Origin of the sequence: Allobosea massiliensis, assembly GCF_042655245.1 — a bacterium.
GTDB lineage: Bacteria > Pseudomonadota > Alphaproteobacteria > Rhizobiales > Beijerinckiaceae > Allobosea > Allobosea massiliensis.
Map to the genome: position 1 here is coordinate 146,045 of NZ_JBHSLU010000127.1, position 19,327 is coordinate 165,371.

Consider the following 19,327-nt stretch of genomic DNA (forward strand, 5'->3'; position numbering starts at 1 on the left):
GGCCGCGTCAGCCGGCGCCGCCCGCGGCCAGGCCGAGATAGAGCGCCGCCCCCAGGACGGCGACGAAGGCGGCGGCCAGCAACTCCAGCACCGCCAGGGTCCGAGCAGCGCGCAACGACCCGCCGCCGGCGAATTTCAGCGCGGCGAACTTGAAGAAGACGGCGAGCGCGGCCAATGCACCCGTCGTCAGGGCCGTGCCGAGTGCCATGGCGAAGGTTGCGGCGATGCCGGCCCAGAACAGCCCGGCCGAGGCGGCGAAGACGAGGATGATGAGGGCCCCGGCGCAGGGGCGCAGCCCTGCCGCGAGCACGACGCCGGCCATCTCGCGCCAGTTTCGCAGCCGGGCGATCTCGTCCGGCGTCGGCATGTGGACATGGTCGCAGGCCGCATCATGTGCCTGTGCGCCGCGCCCGAGCGCCAGCAGCGCGCCCGCCTTGCGCCAGAGCACCCAGGTGCCGACGAGGGCGACGAGAGCGTAGCTCGCGCGCTCCACCCAGTCGGTCGCGACGGCCATGGTCTGCGCCGTCTGCCGCAGAGCGATGGTGAGGGTGCCGACCAGCGCAATCGCGACCAGGGCCTGCAGAATCGCCGCGGAAAAGCTCAGCCCCAGACCGCGCCGCAGGCTGCGGTCGTCGGCAACGATATAGCCGGAAATGACCGCCTTGCCGTGGCCAGGGCCGGCGGCGTGGAAGACGCCGTAGCCGAAGGCGAGGCCGAGCAGCCCCCAGAGGGCGGCGGGGCTCTTCGCCACGGCGCTCAGCGCCGCCGTCAGCTCGCGATAGAAGGCCGATTGCCAGGCCAGGATCAGGCCGAAGATCCCCGTCGTCGCGGGAGCGGCCTCGCGTGGCAGGGGCACGCCGAAGGGGTTGCGCGGCGGCGGGGGCGGCGGGGGGCTCCAGGCCGCGAGCAGGGCGGCCAGCAGGGCGAGGCCTCCGGCGACGACCGCGAGCGCCAGCACCATGGTTACGAGGCGCCGCGACAGGGCGGGCCAGGGCATGAGTGCAAGGCGCGGAGCGTCGAGCGACATCGGCCAGTCAGGGGCAGGCGACGAGGGCGCGGGTCGTGACCTGAAGCCCGGTCATGTCGGGTGTGGCGGTGATGTCCTCCTGCGCCAGCTTCTGCTGGATCGCGGGATCGAGCTTGGGCGGGCGGGCGACACGCACGATGCAGCCCTTCGGCGCGTCGCGGGTGATCACGGCGTCGGGCGCATCGACGATCTCGAAGGCGACGAAGTAGGTCGGGTCACCGATCTCGATGCCGAAGGAGCGGTTGGCGTGGGCCGGCGTCTTCAGCGGCAGGGTATAGGTCAGCGTCAGGATCTTGTTCTCGAAGACGAGACCGGCGCCGGTCGGCGTTCCGAATTCCTGCGGCTTGCCATTGGCCTTGGCGGTGGTGAAGAAGCCGACATCGGGCAGCGATTCGACATTGACCTTGGCGAGTTCGGCGAGTTCGTCCGGCGTCAGCTTGCCGTCGCCGTTCTTGTCCAAGCCTTGCGTGATATAGGCCGAATACGCTTCGTCGAAGCTCCAGATGTGCTTGAGCGCGCGCACCGCGCCGTCGGGGGCGTAGAGGATCTCGGCGCGGGCGGTGACGAAGACATGCGGATGCGCCAAAGCCGGAGCGCCCGCGCCCGCCCAGGCGGCGATGGCGAGCAAGACGGCGAAAGCGGGTCGGCGTGCCACGGGCGATGTCCTCGGAATGGGCGCAAGCTGGCGCAGCATGGTTAACGATGCGTGAATCCGGCGGGAGCGTCCAGCCGCCTCATTCGCAGCGGATCGCCCAGAAAGGCGGCCGAATCGCGGCGCGTTCGCCTGTTGAGGCGGGCGGGCGGCGCTTGAGTTCACCGGCTCGCCCGCCCCATAGTACCGCAGCCCGCCACCAGGGAGAGCCGGCCCCGTGATCCTGCCCGACGAGCTGAAGCGCATCGCCGCCTGGTCGCGCGATCTGCGCGAGGAGGAGTTCGAGGAGGCACGGCGCGGCATCTCCTTCCGCAGCTATGGCAAGGGCGCCCATATCTGCCATGTCGGCGACCGGCTGGAGGCCTGGACCGGCGTCGCCGAGGGGCTGGTGAAGATGTCGACGACCTCGAAGACGGGGAAGGCCGCGACCCTGGCCGGGATGCGGGCCGGTGCCTGGTTCGGCGAGGGCACGGTGATCAAGGGCGAGCTGCGGCGCTACGAGCTGGTGGCGCTGCGCGAGACCAGGCTCGCCTTGATGCGGCGCCAGACCTTCCTCTGGCTGTTCGAGCATTCGGCCGCGTTCAACCGCTTCCTCGTCCACCAGTTCAACGAGCGCCTGGCCCAGTTCATCGCGCTGGCGGAGACGGAGCGGACGCTCGATTCGACCGGGCGGCTGGCGCGCAACCTAGCGTGGCTGTTCAACCCGACGCTTTATCCCGACGAGGACCGCACGCTCGAGGTGAGCCAGGAGGAGCTCGGCCTGCTGGCCGGCATGTCGCGACAGGTGGCCAACCAGGGTCTGTCCCGCCTCGCCGCGCTCGGCCTGCTCGAGATCGGGCATGGCAGCATCACCATCCGCGATGTCGAGGGGCTGGCGCGTTACGAAGGGTAAGCGGCCTGAAACCTGCCTGAAAGCAAAGTCGTTCTGCGGCCCGGGAACAGGCGGCGCGCTGCCGAATCCGCGCCGACAACGGCACAAAGTTGGGAGAGCGGTGAGTCATCTTCCGCCCGGGCAGAGCGACTGCCCTGAAGAGGACTCACCATGAAAGTCGCCCTCGCAGCCTTGCTCGCCTGTGCGGTCACCGCCCTGGCGCCCGCCGCCAATGCCCAGACCCCACTGCTCACGACCGTGAAGAATCGCGGCCATCTGATCTGCGGCGTCAGCCCCGGCCTCGCTGGCTTCGGTCTGCCGGACGCGCAGGGTCAGTGGGCCGGTCTCGACGTCGACCTGTGCCGCGGCATCGCCGCCGCCGTCTTCGACGACCCCATGAAGGTGAAGTTCACGCCGCTCTCGTCGAAGGACCGCTTCACGGCGCTACAGTCCGGCGAGGTCGACCTTCTGTCGCGCACCAGCACCTGGACGATGGCGCGCGACACGTCGCTCGGCTTGAGCTTCGCAGGCGTGAACTATTATGACGGCCAGGCCTTCCTGGTGAAGAAGACGCTCGGCGTCGACAGCGCGCTCAAGCTCAACGGCGCCTCGATCTGCCTGCAGCAGGGCACGACGACGGAGCTCAACGTCGCCGATTACTTCCGCAAGAACGGGATCAAGTACGAGCCGGTGACCTTCGACAAGGGCGACGAGGCGATCACGGCCTTCCAGTCCGGTCGCTGTGATGCGCTGACCGACGATTCCTCGGCGCTCTATGCGCTGCGGCTGAAGCTGGTGAAGCCCGACGAGGCCGTCGTCCTGCCCGAGATCATCTCCAAAGAACCGCTCGGCCCGGTCGTCCGCAGCAGCGACATGCCCTGGTTCAACCTGGTCAAATGGGTGCATTTCGCCATGCTGAACGCGGAGGAACTCGGCGTGACCCAAGCCAATGTCGAGCAGCAGAAGTCCTCGACCAATCCGGAGATCCGGCGCCTGCTCGGCGTCGAGGGCAAGTTCGGCGAGGCCATCGGCCTGACGCCGGACTGGGCCTACCGGGTCGTCAGGCATGTCGGGAATTACGGCGAGGCGTTCGAGCGCAATGTCGGTGCCGGCTCGGTGCTGAAGATCGCCCGCGGCAAGAACGACCTCTGGACCAAGGGTGGCCTGCAATACGCCCCGCCGATCCGCTGATCCGCCTCCGAGCGGGAACCGATACCGTCATTGCGTCCGCGCCGGTCCCACCGGCGCGGCTTTGTCGTTCTTGAGGGTCGAAACCGGAGTGAAAGTGGCGCATCAGGGCGCCCATTAGGGGCCATCGGCGGCACGCTCGACCGTCGAATGCGACTCGCGCAAACAATCGCCCAAGAGAATAGCGACCAAAACGCGATCCGTCTGTCAAGCCTCCCCTTGCAAAGCGCATGCGCCGCTGCGAGGCTTGCATCCAACGAGGCCGAAAGCGGCCCGAACGAAGGCCGGTGCAATGTACGCCGGCCTGCTCAGGGTGGAGACGGACGATGGCAAGCGCGAGCGCCGGCCAGGCGGATACCTTTCCGAAATTGCTGCTGCGCAATGCGCGCGAGCGGGGCGGGCGCGTCGCGTTCCGCCACAAGGACCTCGGCATCTGGCAATCCTGGACCTGGGCCGAGGTCACCGAGCAGGTCCGCGGCTTCGCGCGGGGCCTGCAGGCGCTCGGGCTGAAGCGCGGCGAGAAGGTCGCGATCGTCGGCTACAATCGGCCGCGGCTCTATTGGGCGATGGCGGCGGCGCAATGGCTGGGCGCCGTGCCGGTGCCGGTCTACGCCGACAGCGTCGCCGACGAGATGGCCTATGTGCTGGACCATGCCGAGGCGGTGTTCGCCGTGGTGCAGGACCAGGAGCAGGTCGACAAGATCCTCTCCATCGCCGAGCGCCTGCCGAGCCTGAGGCATATGCTCTATGACGAGCCGCGTGGCTTGCGCGACTACGACCACAGCACGCTGCATCCGATCGACGAGGTGATCGCCAGCGGGCTGAAGGACCTCGCCAACAGCGCAGAGGCGGCGCCGGCACTCGAGCGCGAGATGCAGGCCGGCTCGGGCGCCGATCTCGGCATCATCCTCTACACCTCCGGCACGACCGGGCGCCCCAAGGGCGTGATGCTCAGCCATACCAACGTGATCGCGGCGGCCGAGATCGGCTGCCAGTTCGACGGGCTGAACGAGAGCGACGAGATCATCGCCTATCTGCCGATCGCCTGGGTCGGCGACCACATTTTCTCCTATGCACAGGCGATCGTCGCCGGCTTCTGCGTCAACTGCCCGGAAGGGCCGGAGACGGTGATCGAAGACCGCCGCGAGGTCGGCACCACCTATGCCTTCGCGCCGCCGCGCGTCTTCGAGACGATGCTGACCCTGACCATGGTGCGGATGGAGGATGCCGGCGCGCTGAAGCGGAAGATGTTCCACTACTTCCTCGGCGTGGCCAAGGAGCATGGCGAGAAGATCCTGAACGGCGAGAGCGTGCCGCTGGGCGCGCGGCTGCTCTACGGGCTCGGCGACGTGCTGGTCTACGGCCCCCTGCGCAACCGTTTCGGCCTGACGCGGATCAAGGTCGGCTACACGGCCGGCGAGGCGATCGGCCCGGAGCTGTTCCGCTTCTACCGCTCGATCGGCGTCAACCTGAAGCAGCTCTACGGACAGACGGAAGCCGGCGTCTACATCACCATGCAGCCCAATGGCGAGATCCGCGCCGACACGGTCGGGCGGCCGGCGCCGCTGGTCGAGATCCGGATCGACGACAATGGCGAGGTGCTCTACCGCTCGCCCTCGATCTTCGGCGGCTACTACAAGGACCCCGAGAAGACCGCCGAGACGATGACGGCGGACGGCTATGTCCGCTCCGGCGATGCCGGCTTCTTCGACGAGGAAGGCCATCTCAAGATCATCGACCGGGCCAAGGATGTCGGCAAGCTCCGGACCGGCGAGCTGTTCCCGCCGAAATACATCGAGAACAAGCTGAAGTTCTTCCCCAACATCAAGGAGGCGGTCGCCTTCGGGCAGGACCGCGACTACGCCACCGTGGCGGTGAACATCGACCTCACGGCGGTGGGCAACTGGGCCGAACGCAACAACGTCGTCTACGCCTCCTATCAGGAGCTCGCCGGGCACGATCTGGTCTATGACATGATCGCGAGCCATGTGGACGAGGTGAACCGCTCGCTCGCGGCCGAGCCGCTGATGGGCGGCGCGCAGATCAAGCGCTTCCTGATCCTGCACAAGGAGCTCGACGCCGACGATGGCGAGCTGACGCGGACGCAGAAGGTCCGGCGCGGCTTCATCGCCGATCGCTACGCACCGCTCGTCAACGCGCTCTATGACGGCTCGCAGGAGGCGGACATCTCCACCGAAGTCACCTTCGAGGATGGCCGCAAGGGCGTGATCTCGGCCCGGGTCAAGGTGCGCGACGCGACGATCTATCCCTCGACCGCCACTGATCGGCCAGCACCGGCGAGGGCCGCGGCATGAATGCGGAACCGATGACCATGACGGGTGCGCCCGTGCGCGAGGTGCTGCTCTCGGTCGAGAACGTGTCGTTGCGCTTCGGCGGGGTGAAGGCGATCACGGATGTCTCCTTCGACATCCGCAAGGGCGAAGTGCGCGCGATCATTGGCCCCAACGGCGCCGGCAAGACCTCGATGCTCAACTGCATCAACGGGTTCTATCAGCCGCAGGAAGGGCAGATCACCTTCAAGGGCGAGCGCCGCCACAAGATGCGGCCGCATCGCGCGGCCGCGGCCGGCATCGCACGCACCTTCCAGAACGTCGCCCTGTTCAAGGGCATGTCGACGCTCGACAACATCATGACCGGGCGCACGCTGAAGATGAAGCGCGGCTTCTTCTGGCAGGCGCTGCGGCACGGGCCGGCGATGAGCGAGGAGATCGAGCATCGCAAGGTCGTCGAGGACATCATCGACTTCCTGCAGATCGAGCACATCCGCAAGCTGCCGGTCGGCAAGTTGCCCTACGGCCTGCAGAAGCGCGTCGAGCTCGGCCGGGCGCTGGCGATGGAGCCCGACCTGCTGCTGCTGGACGAGCCGATGGCGGGCATGAACCTCGAGGAGAAGGAGGATATGTGCCGCTTCATCCTCGACGTGAACCAGCAGTTCGGCACGACGATCGCCCTGATCGAACACGATATGGGCGTGGTCATGGACCTGTCCGACCGCGTCGTCGTCCTCGAATACGGCCGCAAGATCGCCGACGGCACGCCGGCCGAGGTCAAGGCCGACCAGAAGGTGATCGATGCCTATCTGGGAGTGGCGCATTGATGGGTATCGCTCAGCCACGTCTGTCCACCCGCGCCGTCATCCCGGGCGGAGCGAAGCGCAGACCCGGGGTCCATTCCGGAGCACTTCCGGAGAGGCTCTGGAATGGATCCCGGATCGGTGCCACTTCGTGGCTTGTCCGGGATGACGGCGCGGTTGGTCCAAGGGGCAAGGGGTCGAACTCATGAGCGACGTCGCCGCACGGCCCGCGCCGAACCTTCTCGCCAATGGCTGGGTCAAGGCCGCCCTGATCCTGGCCGCGATCGTCGCGGCCGCCATTCTGGGTGCGCGCCTCGATGGTTCGGGCACGCTCTACAAGATCTTCATCGACCCCTTCCAGCAGATGGTCTCGGCGCCCGACCTGCTGGTCCAGACCGTCTGGGAGGGGCTGGTCTCCGGCGTGCTCTACGCGCTGATCGCGCTCGGCTTCGTGCTGATCTTCAAGGCGTCCGGCGTCTTCAACTTCGCCCAGGGCATCATGGTGGTGTTCTCGGCGCTGACGCTGGTCGGGCTCTACGAGATGGGCGTGCCGGCCTTCCTGGCCGTGATCCTGACGCTGGGCGTGATGTTCGTGCTGGCGGTGGCGATCGAGCGCGTGGTGCTGCGGCCGCTGGTGAACCAGCCCGATATCATCCTGTTCATGGCGACCTTCGGGATCACGTATTTCCTGATCGGGCTGGGTGAGTCCGTCTTCGGCGGCAATCCCAAGCAGATGATCACCGAGCAGCTCTACCTGCCGCGCGGCTCTGTCGATCTGAAGATCCTCGGCGGCTTTGTGTCCCTGCAGAAGATCGACATCGCGGCGGCGATCATCGCCTCTGTCATGATCGCGGTGCTGGCGCTGTTCTTCCAGTACACCCGCATCGGCCGGGCGCTGCGGGCGGTCGCCGACAGCCACAAGGCGGCGCTCTCGGTCGGCATCTCGCTGAACCAGATCTGGGTCATCGTCTGGTTCACGGCCGGCATCGTCGCGCTGATCACCGGCATCATGTGGGGCGCGCGCTCGGACGTGTCCTTCGCGCTCGAGATCGTGGCGCTGAAGGCGCTGCCGGTGCTAATCCTCGGCGGCTTCACCTCGATCCCCGGCGCGATCATCGGCGGGCTGATCATCGGCATCGGCGAGAAGCTGGGCGAGTTCTACTGGGGCCCGCTGATCGGCGGCGGCATCGAGAGCTGGCTCGCCTATTTCATCGCGCTGGGCTTCCTGCTGTTCCGGCCGCAGGGCCTGTTCGGCGACAAGATCATCGAGCGGATTTGAGGGCCGGGACATGTTCTACCGCGAGGCCGGCCAGTTCAAATCCACCTACCAGGCCGACATGGCCGTGTTCCCGATCCGGCAGGACCGGATCGGCCTGGCGATCATTCTCGCCATCGCCTTCGTCGTGATCCCTTATTTCGGGGACGACTTCTTCATCACCTCGGTGATGATCCCCTTCCTCGTCTTCTCAATGGCGGCGATCGGCCTGAACATCCTCACCGGCTATACCGGGCTGATCTCGCTGGGCACGGCCGCCTTCATGGGTGTGGGCGCCTATGCCTGCTACAAGCTGACGACGTATTTCCCGGACGTGAACATCATCGTCCTGATCCTGGTCTCGGGCCTGTTCTCGGCGGCGATCGGGGTGCTGTTCGGGCTGCCCTCGCTGCGGATCAAGGGCTTCTATCTCGCGGTGGCGACGCTTGCCGCGCAGTTCTTCCTGCAATGGGCCTTCGTGCGGGTGCCCTGGCTCTACAACTACAACGCCTCGGGCGCGATCGAGGTGCCGCAGCGCCTGGTTTTCGGCGTGCCGGTCACGGGCGCGCTGGCCGCGCCGGAGACGCGCTATTTCGTCTGCCTCGGCCTCGTCGTGGTGCTGACCTGGTTCGCCTCCAATCTCGTGCATGGCCGGATCGGCCGCTCCTGGATGGCGGTGCGCGACATGGACATCGCGGCCGAGCTGATGGGCATCAAGCTGCTCAACGCCAAACTGCTCGCCTTCGCAGTCTCGTCCTTCTATGCCGGCGTCGCCGGCGCGATGATGATCTTCCTCTGGTATGGCGGCGGCGAAGCGGCGGACGCGTTCTCGATCCGCCTGTCCTTCAACATCCTGTTCATGGTCATCATCGGCGGGCTGGGCTCGTTGATCGGCTCCTTCTTCGGCGCCGCCTTCCTCTCGATCCTGCCGACGGCGATGAAGTTCGGCCTGCCGGCGTTGGGCGTGCCCATGGCGGGCGCCACCGCCGAGCACGTCACCTTCATGCTGATCGGCGGGCTGATCATCCTCTTCCTGATCGTCGAGCCGCACGGGCTCGCGCGGCTCTGGCAGATCGGGAAGCAGAAACTGCGGACATGGCCGTTCCCCTATTGAGGGATCGGACCGGACGACGACCCGCATCGGCCTTCAAGGATGCGGGCGCAAAGACGACCGGCGGGGTCTCGACGCCACCGCCGGAGGGAAACGAACGGAGGACGACCGATGAAGACACAGCATCTGATGAAGGGCGCGGCGATCGGCGCCTTGCTGGCCGCCGCCGGCTTCGCGGCTCCTGCCGCCGCGCAGGAGACGATCTACGTCTCCAACAACGCCTATCGCACCGGGCCCTTCGCCGGCTCGGGCATCCCGATCGGCGACGGCATGCGCGACTACATGACGATGATCAACGAGCGCGACGGCGGCGTGAACGGCGTCAGAATCGTCTATGAGGAGTGCGAGACCGGCTACGACACCAAGAAGTCGATCGAGTGCTACGAGCAGGCGAAGGCGAAGAACACGGTCGTCTATTCGCCCTGGTCGACGGGCGCGACACTGGCGGCGATCCCGCGCGCCCATATCGACAAGATCCCGATCCTCTCGATGGCCTATGGCCTCTCGGCCTCGGCCGACGGCAACTCTTTCCCCTGGGTCTTCATCCCGCCCTTCACCTATTGGGACGGTGCTTCGCTGATGGTGAAGCATATGGCGGCCGAACTCGGCGGCATGGACAAGCTCAAGGGCAAGAAGCTCGGCCTGATCCATCTCGACGCGCCCTTCGGCAAGGAGCCGATCCCGGTGCTCGAGAACCTCGCCAAGAAGTACGGCTTCGAGGTCAAGCTCTACCCGGTCGCCGCCGCCGACATGCAGAACCAGGGCTCGCTCTGGCTCTCGATCCGGCGTGACCGGCCGGACTACCTCTACAACCAGGGCTGGGGCGCGATGAACCCGACCGCGGTGAAGGAGGCGATCAAGAACAACTTCCCGATCAACAAGCTGGTCGGCGTCTGGTGGGCGGGCGGTGACGACGACGCGCGCGCCGGCGGGCCGGAGGCGAAGGGCTACAAGTCGCTCAACCTGAATGCGGCCGGCACCAACTTTCCGGTGATCCAGGACATCCAGAAGTACGTCGTCGACAAGGGCAAGAGCCTCGCGCCGAAGGAGAAGGTCGGCGAGAACCTCTACAACCGCGGCGTCTACAACTCGATGCTGCTGGTCGAGGGCATCCGCAACGCGCAGCGCATCACCGGCAAGAAGGTCATCAACGGCGAGGACATGCGCCGTGGCCTCGAAGCGCTGAACATCACCGAGGCGCGTCTGAAGGAGATCGGCATGGAAGGCTTCGCCACGCCGACCACGATCTCCTGCACCGACCATTCCGGCCACAGCAAGGCCTATGTGGCCGAGTGGGACGGCACGAAATGGACCAAGAAGGGCGACTGGCTCGAGCCGATGAAGGAAGAGGTCCGGCCGCTGATCGAGGCCGCGGCCAAGGACTACACCGAAAAGGCCGGCAACTGGCCGAAGCGGACGGAGTCCTGCGAGAAGTCGTCGTGAGCTGAAGCGGCGGCCGGAGCGATCCGGCCGCCGCCTCCTCGCCGTCATGCCGGTTTCGGGCCGGGATGGGGCGGGGCTTGTCCAGGCCAGCATTCTGGCCGCCGCCGGGAGACCGACATGTCCACCGCCACCCTCGCCCAGCCGACCGCCGCGGCCCCCGCAGCCGACACGATCCTGTCGCTGAACAACATCGAGGTCATCTACGACCACGTCATCCTCGTGCTGAAGGGGGTGTCGCTGCAGGTGCCGCGCCAGGGCATCGTCGCGATCCTCGGCGCCAATGGCGCCGGCAAGACGACGACGCTGAAGGCGATCTCGAACCTGCTCAAGGCCGAGCGCGGCGAGGTCACCAAGGGCTCGATCACCTTCGAGGGCGAGCGCGTCGACAGGATGTCGCCGAACGAGCTGGTGCGGCGCGGCTGCATTCAGGTGATGGAGGGGCGCCACTGCTTCGGCCATCTCTCGATCGAGGAAAACCTGCTGACCGGCGCCTTCACCCGCCGGGACGGCAACGCCGCAATCAAGCGCGACCTCGAGAAGATCTACGAGCTGTTCCCCCGGCTGAAGCAGCGGCGCAATTCGCAGGCCGGCTACACCTCGGGCGGCGAGCAGCAGATGTGCGCGGTCGGCCGGGCGATGATGTCGAAGCCCAAGATGATCCTGCTCGACGAGCCCTCGATGGGGCTGGCGCCGCAGATCGTCGAGGAGATCTTCGAGATCGTGCGCCGCCTCAACACGGAGGAGGGCGTCTCCTTCCTCGTCGCCGAGCAGAACACCAACATGGCCCTGCGCTATGCGACCTATGGCTACATCATGGAGACGGGTCGCATCGTCATGGACGGCGAGGCAAAAATGCTGCGCGAGAACGAGGATGTGAAGGAGTTCTATCTCGGCGTTTCCGAGGGCGACAAGAAGTCCTTCCGCGAGGTGAAGAGCTACAAGCGCCGCAAGCGGTGGCTGTCGTGAGGCCTGCCGAACCGGGATGGCACTTGCGCCGTCATCCTGGATCGGCGCCGCTGCGCGGCTTGTCCGGGATGACCCTGGATGAAGGTTGCGAGATGTCCCGAGGACGAAGCCGATGACCGAGCATCACGACGCTCTCGAAACCCGCTCTCCCGACGCCCGCGAGGCGGATCTGTTCGCGCGGCTGCCCGCCGTGCTGGCGGCGGCGCTGCAGGCGCCCGCCTATGCGCGGCATCTCGGCCCCATCGACCCCGGCGCGATCACGGACCGGAACGCGCTCTCGACGCTGCCGGTGCTGCGCAAGGCGGAGTTGCCGGCGCTGCAGAAGGAGGCCTGGCCCTTCGGCGGCTTCGTGCCGGCAGCGCCGGGCGGCTTCGGCCGGCTGTTCACCTCGCCCGGGCCGATCTTCGAGCCGGAGGGGGCGGGGATCGATCCATGGGGCGCGGCACGCGGACTCTTCGCCGCCGGCTTCCGGCCCGGCGACATCGTGCTCAACACCTTCGGCTATCATTTGACGCCGGGCGGCTTCATCATGGATTCCGGCGCGCGCGCCCTGGGCTGCGCCGTCATCCCGGCCGGACCGGGCAACACCGAGCAGCAGATGGAGGTGATCGCCGCCTACCGGCCGACGGCTTACGCCGGCACACCCGACTTTCTGAAGATCCTGGTCGAGGCCGCCGAGAGCCGCGGCATCGACATCTCCTGCATCAAGCGCGCGGTCGTGTCGGGCGCGGCCTTCCCGCCCTCGCTGCAGGCCTGGGTGCGCGAGCGCGGGATCGACGCCTACCAGCTCTACGCGACCGCGGATGTCGGCATCATCGCCTATGAGACGTCGGCCCGCGAGGGGATGGTGCTGAACGAGAACCTGATCGTCGAGATCGTCCGGCCGGGCACGGGCAATCCTGTGGCGGAAGGAGAGGTTGGGGAGATCGTCGTCACCAATCTCGACCCGCATCACCCGCAAATCCGCCTCGCGGTCGGCGACCTCACGGCGCTCATGCCGGGAACAAGCGCCTGCGGACGGACCAATGCCCGGATCAAGGGCTGGATGGGTCGCGCCGACCAGACCGCCAAGATCAAGGGCATGTTCGTGCGCCCCGAGCAGATCGCCGAGATCGCGCGGCGGCACAGCGAGGTGCACAAGCTGCGCCTCGTCGTCGGGCGTGCGAACGAGGCCGACACGATGACGCTGAAGGCGGAGATCTACGCCCAGCCGGCGGGCCTGATCGATGCCATGTCATCGACCCTGCAACAGGTGACGAAGCTCAGGGGCGCCGTCGAAATCCTGCCGCTGGGCTCGCTGCCGAATGACGGCAAGGTGATCGCGGACGAGCGGCCCGTCGGCTGACGCCGGGCTGCTCCGCTCACTGCTGGGGCGCGGGCGGCGGCGGCGCGCCTGTCGGCGGCTTGGTGGGGTCCGGCTGGATCAGATCGGTGCGGGCCTTGTGCTGCAATTCCGGCTCGTCGGCGGCGAACATCGCCGCCGCGAGCGGCGAGAGCATCATCACCGCGATCAGGCCGATCGCGACATATTCCTTGATATCCAGACGCATGACGTCCTCCCGAAGGTGCGACATCCCCTGCCGTCCCGGGTGCAACGTCGCCGATCGCGCGGTTGTTCCGCCGTCGGAAGGACCGTCTACCAGCGGATCGGTGTCTCGCCCTGACGCTCCAGCCAGGCATTGGCGCGGGAGAAGGGCCGGGAGCCGAAGAAGCCGCGGCTGGCCGAGAGCGGAGAGGGGTGCGGGCTTTCCAGGACATGGTGGCGGCCCTCGTCGATGAGCGCGCGCTTGGTCTGGGCCGGCTTGCCCCAGAGGATGAAGACGACGGAGGGCCGCGCGGCGGAGACGGCGGCGATGATCGCGTCGGTTACCGCGCCCCAGCCGAGCAGCAGATGGGAGCCCGCCTTCGAGGCGCCCTCGCGCACGGTGAGCGCCGTGTTCAGCAGCAACACGCCCTGGCGGGCCCAGGGTGTCAGGTCGCCATCGAGCGCCGGCGGGAGTCCGAGGTCGGCCTGGCGTTCGCGGAAGATGTTGACCAGCGAGCGCGGCAGCGGCGGCGGGCCGACATAGGAGAAGGCGAGGCCATTGGCGTGGCCCGGCGTCGGATAGGGATCCTGGCCCAGGATGACGACGCGGACGCTCTCCAGCGGCGTCAGAGACAGCGCCGCGAAGACGCGCTCCGGTGCCGGCGCCACGACATGGCCGGCCGCGCGCTCGGCATCGGCGGCAGCACATGCCTGCTCCGCCGCTCCGCCAGGGGCGAAGACCGGCAGCGCACCCCAGCCCGCCGCTCCGGTCTGCGACCGGAAGGCGGCGAGCGCCGCAAGGCAGCTCACTTCAAGACGACCCGTCCCTCGACCTTGGCATCGATCGTCCCGAGCTTGCGCAGATAGACCATGACCTCATTGGCCATCAGCTTGCCGTCGGTGAGGCCGATCAGCGTCCTGCCGCGCCCGAGCGCGGTGTAGCCGTCGCCGCCCTCCAGCATGAAGTTGTTCGAGGCGACGGTGTATTTGCCGGCCGGGTCGATCGGCTGGCCATCGACGGTGATCGAGAGCACGCGCGAGCCCTGCGGCTGCTTGAGGTCGGCCTCGAATTTGAAGCCGGAGATGACCGGGAAGCGGCCGGCCCCCTGCGGCGCGTCGCGAAGGCCGTTCTCGAGCGCGTCCTTGACGTCCTTGCCGGTGATCTCGACCATCACCGTCGCGTTGCCGAAGGGCAGTTCGCTCAGCACGTCGCGGCGGGTCAGCTTGTGCCCGGCCGGGTACTGCTTGTTGGCGCGGATGCCGCCGGCATTGGTGATGGCGAGCTTGGCGCCGGTGGCGGCGCGGATCGCGTCGGCGATCAGGTTGCCCATCGCCGCCTCTTGCGTGCGGATGACGCCGGTGCGGGAATCGAGCGGGGCGGCGAGCACGGCGACGTCGATGTCGAGCTCTTTGGATAGCTCGGATTCGTAGCCCTTCACCAGCGCGGCGACTTCGGGGTCGGGCGTGGCCGCGCGGGAATCGTTGACGCGGAAGGTCGGCGTCCAGGAGACCTGGCGGGCCGCGCCTTCGCCGCGCACGCTGACGGCGATGTCGATGGCTGTGACGTAGTTGCCCTCCTCGTTGGACTCCACCATCACGACCTTGCCGTCATAGGCGATGGCGAGATCGTGGTCGTGGCCGGTGAGCAGGATGTCGACGACGCGCGAGCGCACGATCTCGTTGTCCATGGCGCGATCGGCATGGACGACGGCGACGAGGATGTCGGCGCCCTGGCTCTTCAGCACCTTCGCCTCGCGGCGGAGCGCCTCCATGGTGGAGGAAAACTTCAGGTCGCCGGTGTTCGAGATCTGGGGCGTGGGGTCGTAAGTGGTGCCGATGACGCCGACCTTGAAGCCGCCGAGTTCGAAGATCTGCGAGTCCTTGTGGCCGGGCAGAGGCTGGCCGGCGGCGTCGCGCAGATTTGCGGCGAAGGTCGGATAGGTCTGGGCGGCGGTGAGCTTGAGATAGTTCTCCTTGCCGAAGTCGAATTCGTGATTGCCCGGCACGAAGACGTCGAGCCCCATCTTGTTCTGCATCGCGACGATGTGGGCGCCCTGGTCGAAGCCCGACATCAGCGAGGGCGAGTAGCAGTCGCCGGCGTGACAGAAGAGCACCGGCACGCCCTTGGCGCGCTCGGCCCTGGCGATGCCCGCCGCCCGGGCGAAGCCGCCGCGACCCTTGTCGTCGCTCATCTTGTAGATGTCGTTGACCAGCAACAGGGTGAAGGCCGGCGCCGGGGTCTGGGCGATCGCGGCCGGGGCGGTGGCGGCGAGCGCGGCCGGTGCGGCAAGGACGCCGAGCGCGTTGCGGCGGGTGAGCTTGGTCATGCGAGGGAGCCTCTGCTTGAGAACAGCTCCAGAGTAGCAAAGCCTGCGCCATGCTGACCAGCGGAACCACGGGCCCTGCCGCCTCCGCCGTGGCGTCATGCGATGTCGCACCCCTTTGCGTGACACTGGACGAAACTGGTAACTCGTCTAAATCACGGCTGCGGCAGGGGCTTCGCCGCAAGCCGCGTTTCCGGTCCCTGGCCGGTGCCTGAAGGACATCCGCATCATGACAGTCCAGACCAAGCCGGCCGCCGATATGAGGGCCGTGATGCTCCCGCCCGACCATCCGCCGGTCCGCACCGGGCGCATCGGGGTGCTGCTGATGAATCTCGGCACGCCCGAAGGTACGACCTATTGGCCGATGCGGGCCTATCTCAAGGAATTCCTCTCGGACCGGCGCGTCATCGAGACCTCGCGCTGGCTGTGGTGGCCGCTGCTCAACCTCGTGATCCTGACGACGCGGCCGAGCCGCAAGGGCAAGGATTACGCCTCGGTCTGGAACAATGAGCGCGACGAGGGGCCGCTGAAGACGATCACCCGCTCGCAGACCGAGCAGTTGGCGGCGCGGCTCACGGCCGAGCATGGCGAGCGGCTCGTCTTCGACTGGGCGATGCGCTACGGCCTGCCGGATGTGAAGAGCCGGCTGGAGGCGCTGCTGGCGCAGGGCTGCGACCGCATCCTGATGGTGCCGCTCTACCCGCAATATGCGGCGCCGACCTCGGCGACCGCCTGCGACCAGGCCTTCCGCGCGCTGATGACGATGCGCTGGCAGCCTGCGGTGCGCGTGGCGCCGCCCTATCATGACGACCCGGCCTACATCAAAGCCTTGGCCGATTCGATGCGCGCCTCGCTGGCGAAGCTCGATTTCGACCCCGAGGTCATCCTCTGCTCCTTCCACGGCATGCCGAAGGACTACCTGCTGAAGGGCGACCCCTATCACTGCCACTGCGCCAAGACCTGGCGGCTGCTGCGCGAGGAACTCGGCTACAGCCGCGAGCGCTTCCGCATGACCTTCCAGTCCCGCTTCGGGCCCGACGAGTGGCTGAAGCCCTATACCGACGAGACGGTGAAGAGCCTGGCCTCGTCGGGCGTGAAGTCGATGGCGATCGTGGCGCCGGGCTTCTCGGCGGATTGCCTGGAGACGCTCGAGGAGCTCGACGTCGAGAACCGCGAGATCTTCCTGCACAATGGCGGGCAGCAATTCGCCTACCTGCCCTGCCTGAACGATTCGCCCGAAGGCGTCGACGCGATCGAGGCCGTGGTGCGCCGCGAATTGATGGGCTGGGTCTGAGCCGGCGCAGGTTCCGCACGGCCTGCCACGAACTCCGCGACCAGCGCCGCGATGCGCGGCGCCGTCAGGATGCGCCGGTGTCCGAGACCGCTCTGGGCCTCGAGCCGGACGAAGGGGCCGGCATCCGCCAGCGCCTGGGCATGGGCGAGGGGGACCTCGCGGTCGTCCCGGCAATGCAGCAGCAGCGTCGGCCCGCCGTAACGCTGCAACTGGGCGGCGCCGGCGAAGGCGGTGACCGGCACGCCTGCGACCGCATGGATCCGCGCCTCCAGCGCCCGCAGGCCACGCGGGCCGAGCCCGATGCGATCGGCGAACCAGCGCGCGACCTCCTGCATGGAGGAGGGCGGCGCGATCAGCACCAGCCGCTTGGCGGTGACGCGCGGCTGCGCCGGCAGCGTTCCCGCGAGCGCCGCCAGCGCGATCGAGCCGCCGAAGGAATGGGCGACGATCGCCTCGACCGGGCCGACGGCGCGCGCCACCGCCGCCAGACTCGCGACGCCCGTGGGCAGATCCAGCGTCGTGCCGGTCGAGGCGCCATGGCCCGGCAGATCGAAGGCGACGACCCTGAAGCCCGCATCGAGCAGCGGTTGCACGAAGCCGCTCATCGCCGTCGCCCGCCCGGTCCAACCATGGAGCAGAAGGACGCAAGGAGCCGCATCGCCATCCGACCGCGGGGCGGACTCGAACCGATGCGCGGTGATCGAGCCGCAGGGGAAGGGCACCGAAAACACGGTTCCGCCGTCGAGCCGTGCCGCAGGGGTCTTGACCGCGGCCGCGCGATGGCGGCCCTGCTTGGGGCGAGGCGGCGTGCAGAAGAGGCGGAAGGCAACCCGCCCGGTCGGGCCCGGCGCCAGGGACTCACTGATGCGGGCCAGAGGTCGCATGAGACGCAGGAGCAAGTCCGACATGACGCTGACCTCGATTTGTTCAATGCTGAACGAGTATGTTCAATGGTGAACAAAAAGCAAGAGGCTGCGGCGCCGGGGCCGGTGGCTCCCGTGCGGCCCTGGGATCTGCCGCGCTTCCGCAACTGGCTGGCCGTCGCGCGCGTGCACCAGCTCTGGAAGAAGGTGTTCGGCGAGGCGCTGGCGCCGCTCGGCATCCAGGTCGCGCATTACGACGTGCTGGCCAACATCGCCCATGTCCCGGGCCTGACGCAGCAGGCGCTGGCGGAGAAGCTGCTGGTCGGGCGCAGCGCGATGAGCATGCTCCTGCCGGAGCTGGAACGGCGCGGGCTGATCGAGCGGCGAGCGGACGAGTCGGACCGTCGGCTGCGCCGGCTCTGGCTGACGCCGGACGGGCAGGCGCTGACCGAGCGCGCCATGGCGATCCATGTCGAGCGGCTCGAGGCGATGATGACCGTCCTCAGCGACGCCGAATGCGATGCCGTCGGCGAGATGATGCGCCGGATCGCGGCCTCGATGGCCCGCTAGTTTGGGCGATGGGCACGAAAAAGGGCCGCTCTCGCGAGCGGCCCATCCGAAGAGACTAGGTGAGGCGGGCTACTTCGCCGGGGCGAAGATGCCGAGGCTGCTCGCCGTGATGTCGAAGGAGAGCGTGCCGACGACGGCCGGGCCGCACCATTTCGAGCTGGCCGAGCCGCTGATGATGCCGCGCGGGTCGGAGGTGTTCAGGAAGCATTCGCGCTTCGACAGGTTGGTGTCGTGGTAGCGGAGGTCGGCCGTCAGGTTCTTGTAGGTGTAGGAGACGCCCGCGTTCCAGTAGAGATAGTCGGGCAGGTTGGTCGGCGGTGTCGTTGACCAGATCGCCTGGTTGGTGCGACCGAGCCAGTAATGGCCGAATTCGCCGGAGACCGAGAGGCCCTCAAGGAAGGGCAGGGCGTATTTCGCGGTGATCGAGGCGTAGGTGCCGGTGGCGCCGGTGCCGAGCCAGTCCCAGGCGTAGAAGACGTTGGCGCCGACGGTCAGGCTGTCCTTGTAGGTGTAGGAGACCTTGCCGTAGACCTCGGTATAATCGGTGTTCTTCGGCGTCCAGAACACGCCGGCGGGGAAGATGAACTGCTTCTCACCGGGATAGTAATACTGCCAGATGCCGATATCGAAGGTCAGGTCGCCGAACTTCGGACGGATGCCGGCGTAGAAGTCGATCTCGGCGTCCGGACGGGTCACCAAATCGAGATTCGAGGCATAGACGCCAGCATAGACCAGGTTGTTGTAGAACTGCAGCTCGACGCCACCCTGGATGGCGGGCTTGCGGTCGGTCTGCGAAATGCCGCGGAAGTTGTAATCCGTCATTGCTTTCACGCTGACGGCGGCGTCGATCCAGGTGATGCTCGGCGGGATCGGCGCGACGGGCGCGAGCTTCTTGCTCGGCAGGTCCGCCGCCTGCGCAGCGCCAGCGAAGGCGGCGAGGGAGAGTGACAGGCCCGCCACCGAAGACCTCAGGAAATCGAAGACCATCATCTGCTCCGTGCGCGTCGACGCGCCCTTTTGCGCGTTTTCGTCACAATGAAGCCGCTAGAGCGGAATCCCATCAGGTTGCGTCGTACCCTGCCGCGCTGAAGTAGTTGGCGCACTCGGTGGGCGGGAAGAGGTCGATGATGCGGCCGATGGTGTC

18 protein-coding genes are annotated in these 19,327 nt (G+C 67.5%); 11 read left to right on the forward strand and 7 right to left on the reverse strand.

Annotated elements, in window-relative coordinates; all coding sequences use genetic code 11:
* Positions 1–7: 7 nt before the first annotated feature.
* Together ACFPN9_RS27550 and ACFPN9_RS27555 are read right to left on the reverse strand one after the other, a co-directional pair.
* Entirely contained in the window at positions 8–1,027 is a 1,020-nt protein-coding gene (locus ACFPN9_RS27550; protein WP_066723129.1) for a nickel/cobalt transporter, read from the reverse strand.
* Positions 1,028–1,034: 7 nt separating this feature from the next.
* Complete coding sequence (locus ACFPN9_RS27555; protein WP_067255024.1) at positions 1,035–1,682, reverse strand: DUF1007 family protein; 648 nt, start codon at positions 1,680–1,682, stop codon at positions 1,035–1,037.
* Positions 1,683–1,896: 214 nt separating this feature from the next.
* Between ACFPN9_RS27555 and ACFPN9_RS27560 the strand changes: the two genes are divergently transcribed.
* From ACFPN9_RS27560 to ACFPN9_RS27600, 9 genes are all read left to right on the forward strand, one after another.
* Positions 1,897–2,571, forward strand: coding sequence for a Crp/Fnr family transcriptional regulator (locus tag ACFPN9_RS27560; protein ID WP_066723123.1), 675 nt, complete (start codon positions 1,897–1,899; stop codon positions 2,569–2,571).
* Positions 2,572–2,721: 150 nt separating this feature from the next.
* The gene (locus tag ACFPN9_RS27565) at positions 2,722–3,741 is read left to right on the forward strand and encodes an amino acid ABC transporter substrate-binding protein (RefSeq protein ID WP_377817935.1); all 1,020 of its coding nucleotides are present in this window, start codon (positions 2,722–2,724) and stop codon (positions 3,739–3,741) included.
* A gap of 323 nt (positions 3,742–4,064) precedes the next feature.
* Entirely contained in the window at positions 4,065–6,053 is a 1,989-nt protein-coding gene (locus tag ACFPN9_RS27570; protein ID WP_066723117.1) for an AMP-dependent synthetase/ligase, read from the forward strand.
* A 17-nt stretch (positions 6,054–6,070) separates the two neighbouring features.
* On the forward strand, positions 6,071–6,856 hold the full coding sequence (locus ACFPN9_RS27575; RefSeq protein ID WP_245282499.1) for an ABC transporter ATP-binding protein: 786 nt from the start codon (positions 6,071–6,073) through the stop codon (positions 6,854–6,856).
* A 340-nt stretch (positions 6,857–7,196) separates the two neighbouring features.
* Positions 7,197–8,111 (forward strand): branched-chain amino acid ABC transporter permease, encoded by a 915-nt coding sequence (locus ACFPN9_RS27580; protein WP_066723177.1) that lies wholly within the window; start codon positions 7,197–7,199, stop codon positions 8,109–8,111.
* A 10-nt stretch (positions 8,112–8,121) separates the two neighbouring features.
* Entirely contained in the window at positions 8,122–9,201 is a 1,080-nt protein-coding gene (locus tag ACFPN9_RS27585) for a branched-chain amino acid ABC transporter permease (protein ID WP_066723115.1), read from the forward strand.
* Positions 9,202–9,309: 108 nt separating this feature from the next.
* Complete coding sequence (locus ACFPN9_RS27590) at positions 9,310–10,641, forward strand: ABC transporter substrate-binding protein (protein ID WP_066723111.1); 1,332 nt, start codon at positions 9,310–9,312, stop codon at positions 10,639–10,641.
* A gap of 117 nt (positions 10,642–10,758) precedes the next feature.
* Positions 10,759–11,607 (forward strand): ABC transporter ATP-binding protein, encoded by an 849-nt coding sequence (locus ACFPN9_RS27595; RefSeq protein ID WP_066723105.1) that lies wholly within the window; start codon positions 10,759–10,761, stop codon positions 11,605–11,607.
* A 112-nt stretch (positions 11,608–11,719) separates the two neighbouring features.
* Positions 11,720–12,952 (forward strand): phenylacetate--CoA ligase family protein, encoded by a 1,233-nt coding sequence (locus ACFPN9_RS27600; protein WP_066723103.1) that lies wholly within the window; start codon positions 11,720–11,722, stop codon positions 12,950–12,952.
* Positions 12,953–12,968: 16 nt separating this feature from the next.
* Here the strand turns inward: ACFPN9_RS27600 and ACFPN9_RS27605 are convergent, their stop codons facing one another.
* The 3 genes from ACFPN9_RS27605 to ACFPN9_RS27615 form a co-directional block, all read right to left on the reverse strand.
* On the reverse strand, positions 12,969–13,157 hold the full coding sequence (locus ACFPN9_RS27605) for a hypothetical protein (RefSeq protein WP_066723101.1): 189 nt from the start codon (positions 13,155–13,157) through the stop codon (positions 12,969–12,971).
* Between the two features lie 86 nt (positions 13,158–13,243).
* Positions 13,244–13,942, reverse strand: a complete 699-nt coding sequence (ung, locus tag ACFPN9_RS27610; protein WP_066723097.1) for a uracil-DNA glycosylase — start codon at positions 13,940–13,942, stop codon at positions 13,244–13,246.
* Positions 13,939–15,459, reverse strand: coding sequence for a bifunctional metallophosphatase/5'-nucleotidase (locus tag ACFPN9_RS27615; protein ID WP_066723096.1), 1,521 nt, complete (start codon positions 15,457–15,459; stop codon positions 13,939–13,941). Before ACFPN9_RS27615 ends, ung begins: the two co-directional genes overlap by 4 nt.
* A 226-nt stretch (positions 15,460–15,685) precedes the next feature.
* On the opposite strand from ACFPN9_RS27615, the gene hemH reads away from it, so the two are divergent.
* Complete coding sequence (gene hemH, locus ACFPN9_RS27620; RefSeq protein WP_066723094.1) at positions 15,686–16,750, forward strand: ferrochelatase; 1,065 nt, start codon at positions 15,686–15,688, stop codon at positions 16,748–16,750.
* Here the strand turns inward: hemH and ACFPN9_RS27625 are convergent.
* Complete coding sequence (locus ACFPN9_RS27625) at positions 16,666–17,658, reverse strand: alpha/beta fold hydrolase (protein WP_066723092.1); 993 nt, start codon at positions 17,656–17,658, stop codon at positions 16,666–16,668. The two genes, hemH and ACFPN9_RS27625, sit on opposite strands and share 85 nt — an antisense overlap.
* Before the next feature lie 42 nt (positions 17,659–17,700).
* Between ACFPN9_RS27625 and ACFPN9_RS27630 the strand changes: the two genes are divergently transcribed.
* Positions 17,701–18,183: a MarR family winged helix-turn-helix transcriptional regulator gene (locus ACFPN9_RS27630; protein WP_066723090.1), complete on the forward strand. Its 483-nt coding sequence runs from the start codon at positions 17,701–17,703 to the stop codon at positions 18,181–18,183.
* A 69-nt stretch (positions 18,184–18,252) separates the two neighbouring features.
* On the opposite strand, the gene ACFPN9_RS27635 is transcribed toward ACFPN9_RS27630, so the two are convergent.
* Complete coding sequence (locus ACFPN9_RS27635; RefSeq protein WP_068072428.1) at positions 18,253–19,170, reverse strand: TorF family putative porin; 918 nt, start codon at positions 19,168–19,170, stop codon at positions 18,253–18,255.
* Positions 19,171–19,327: the final 157 nt, after the last annotated feature.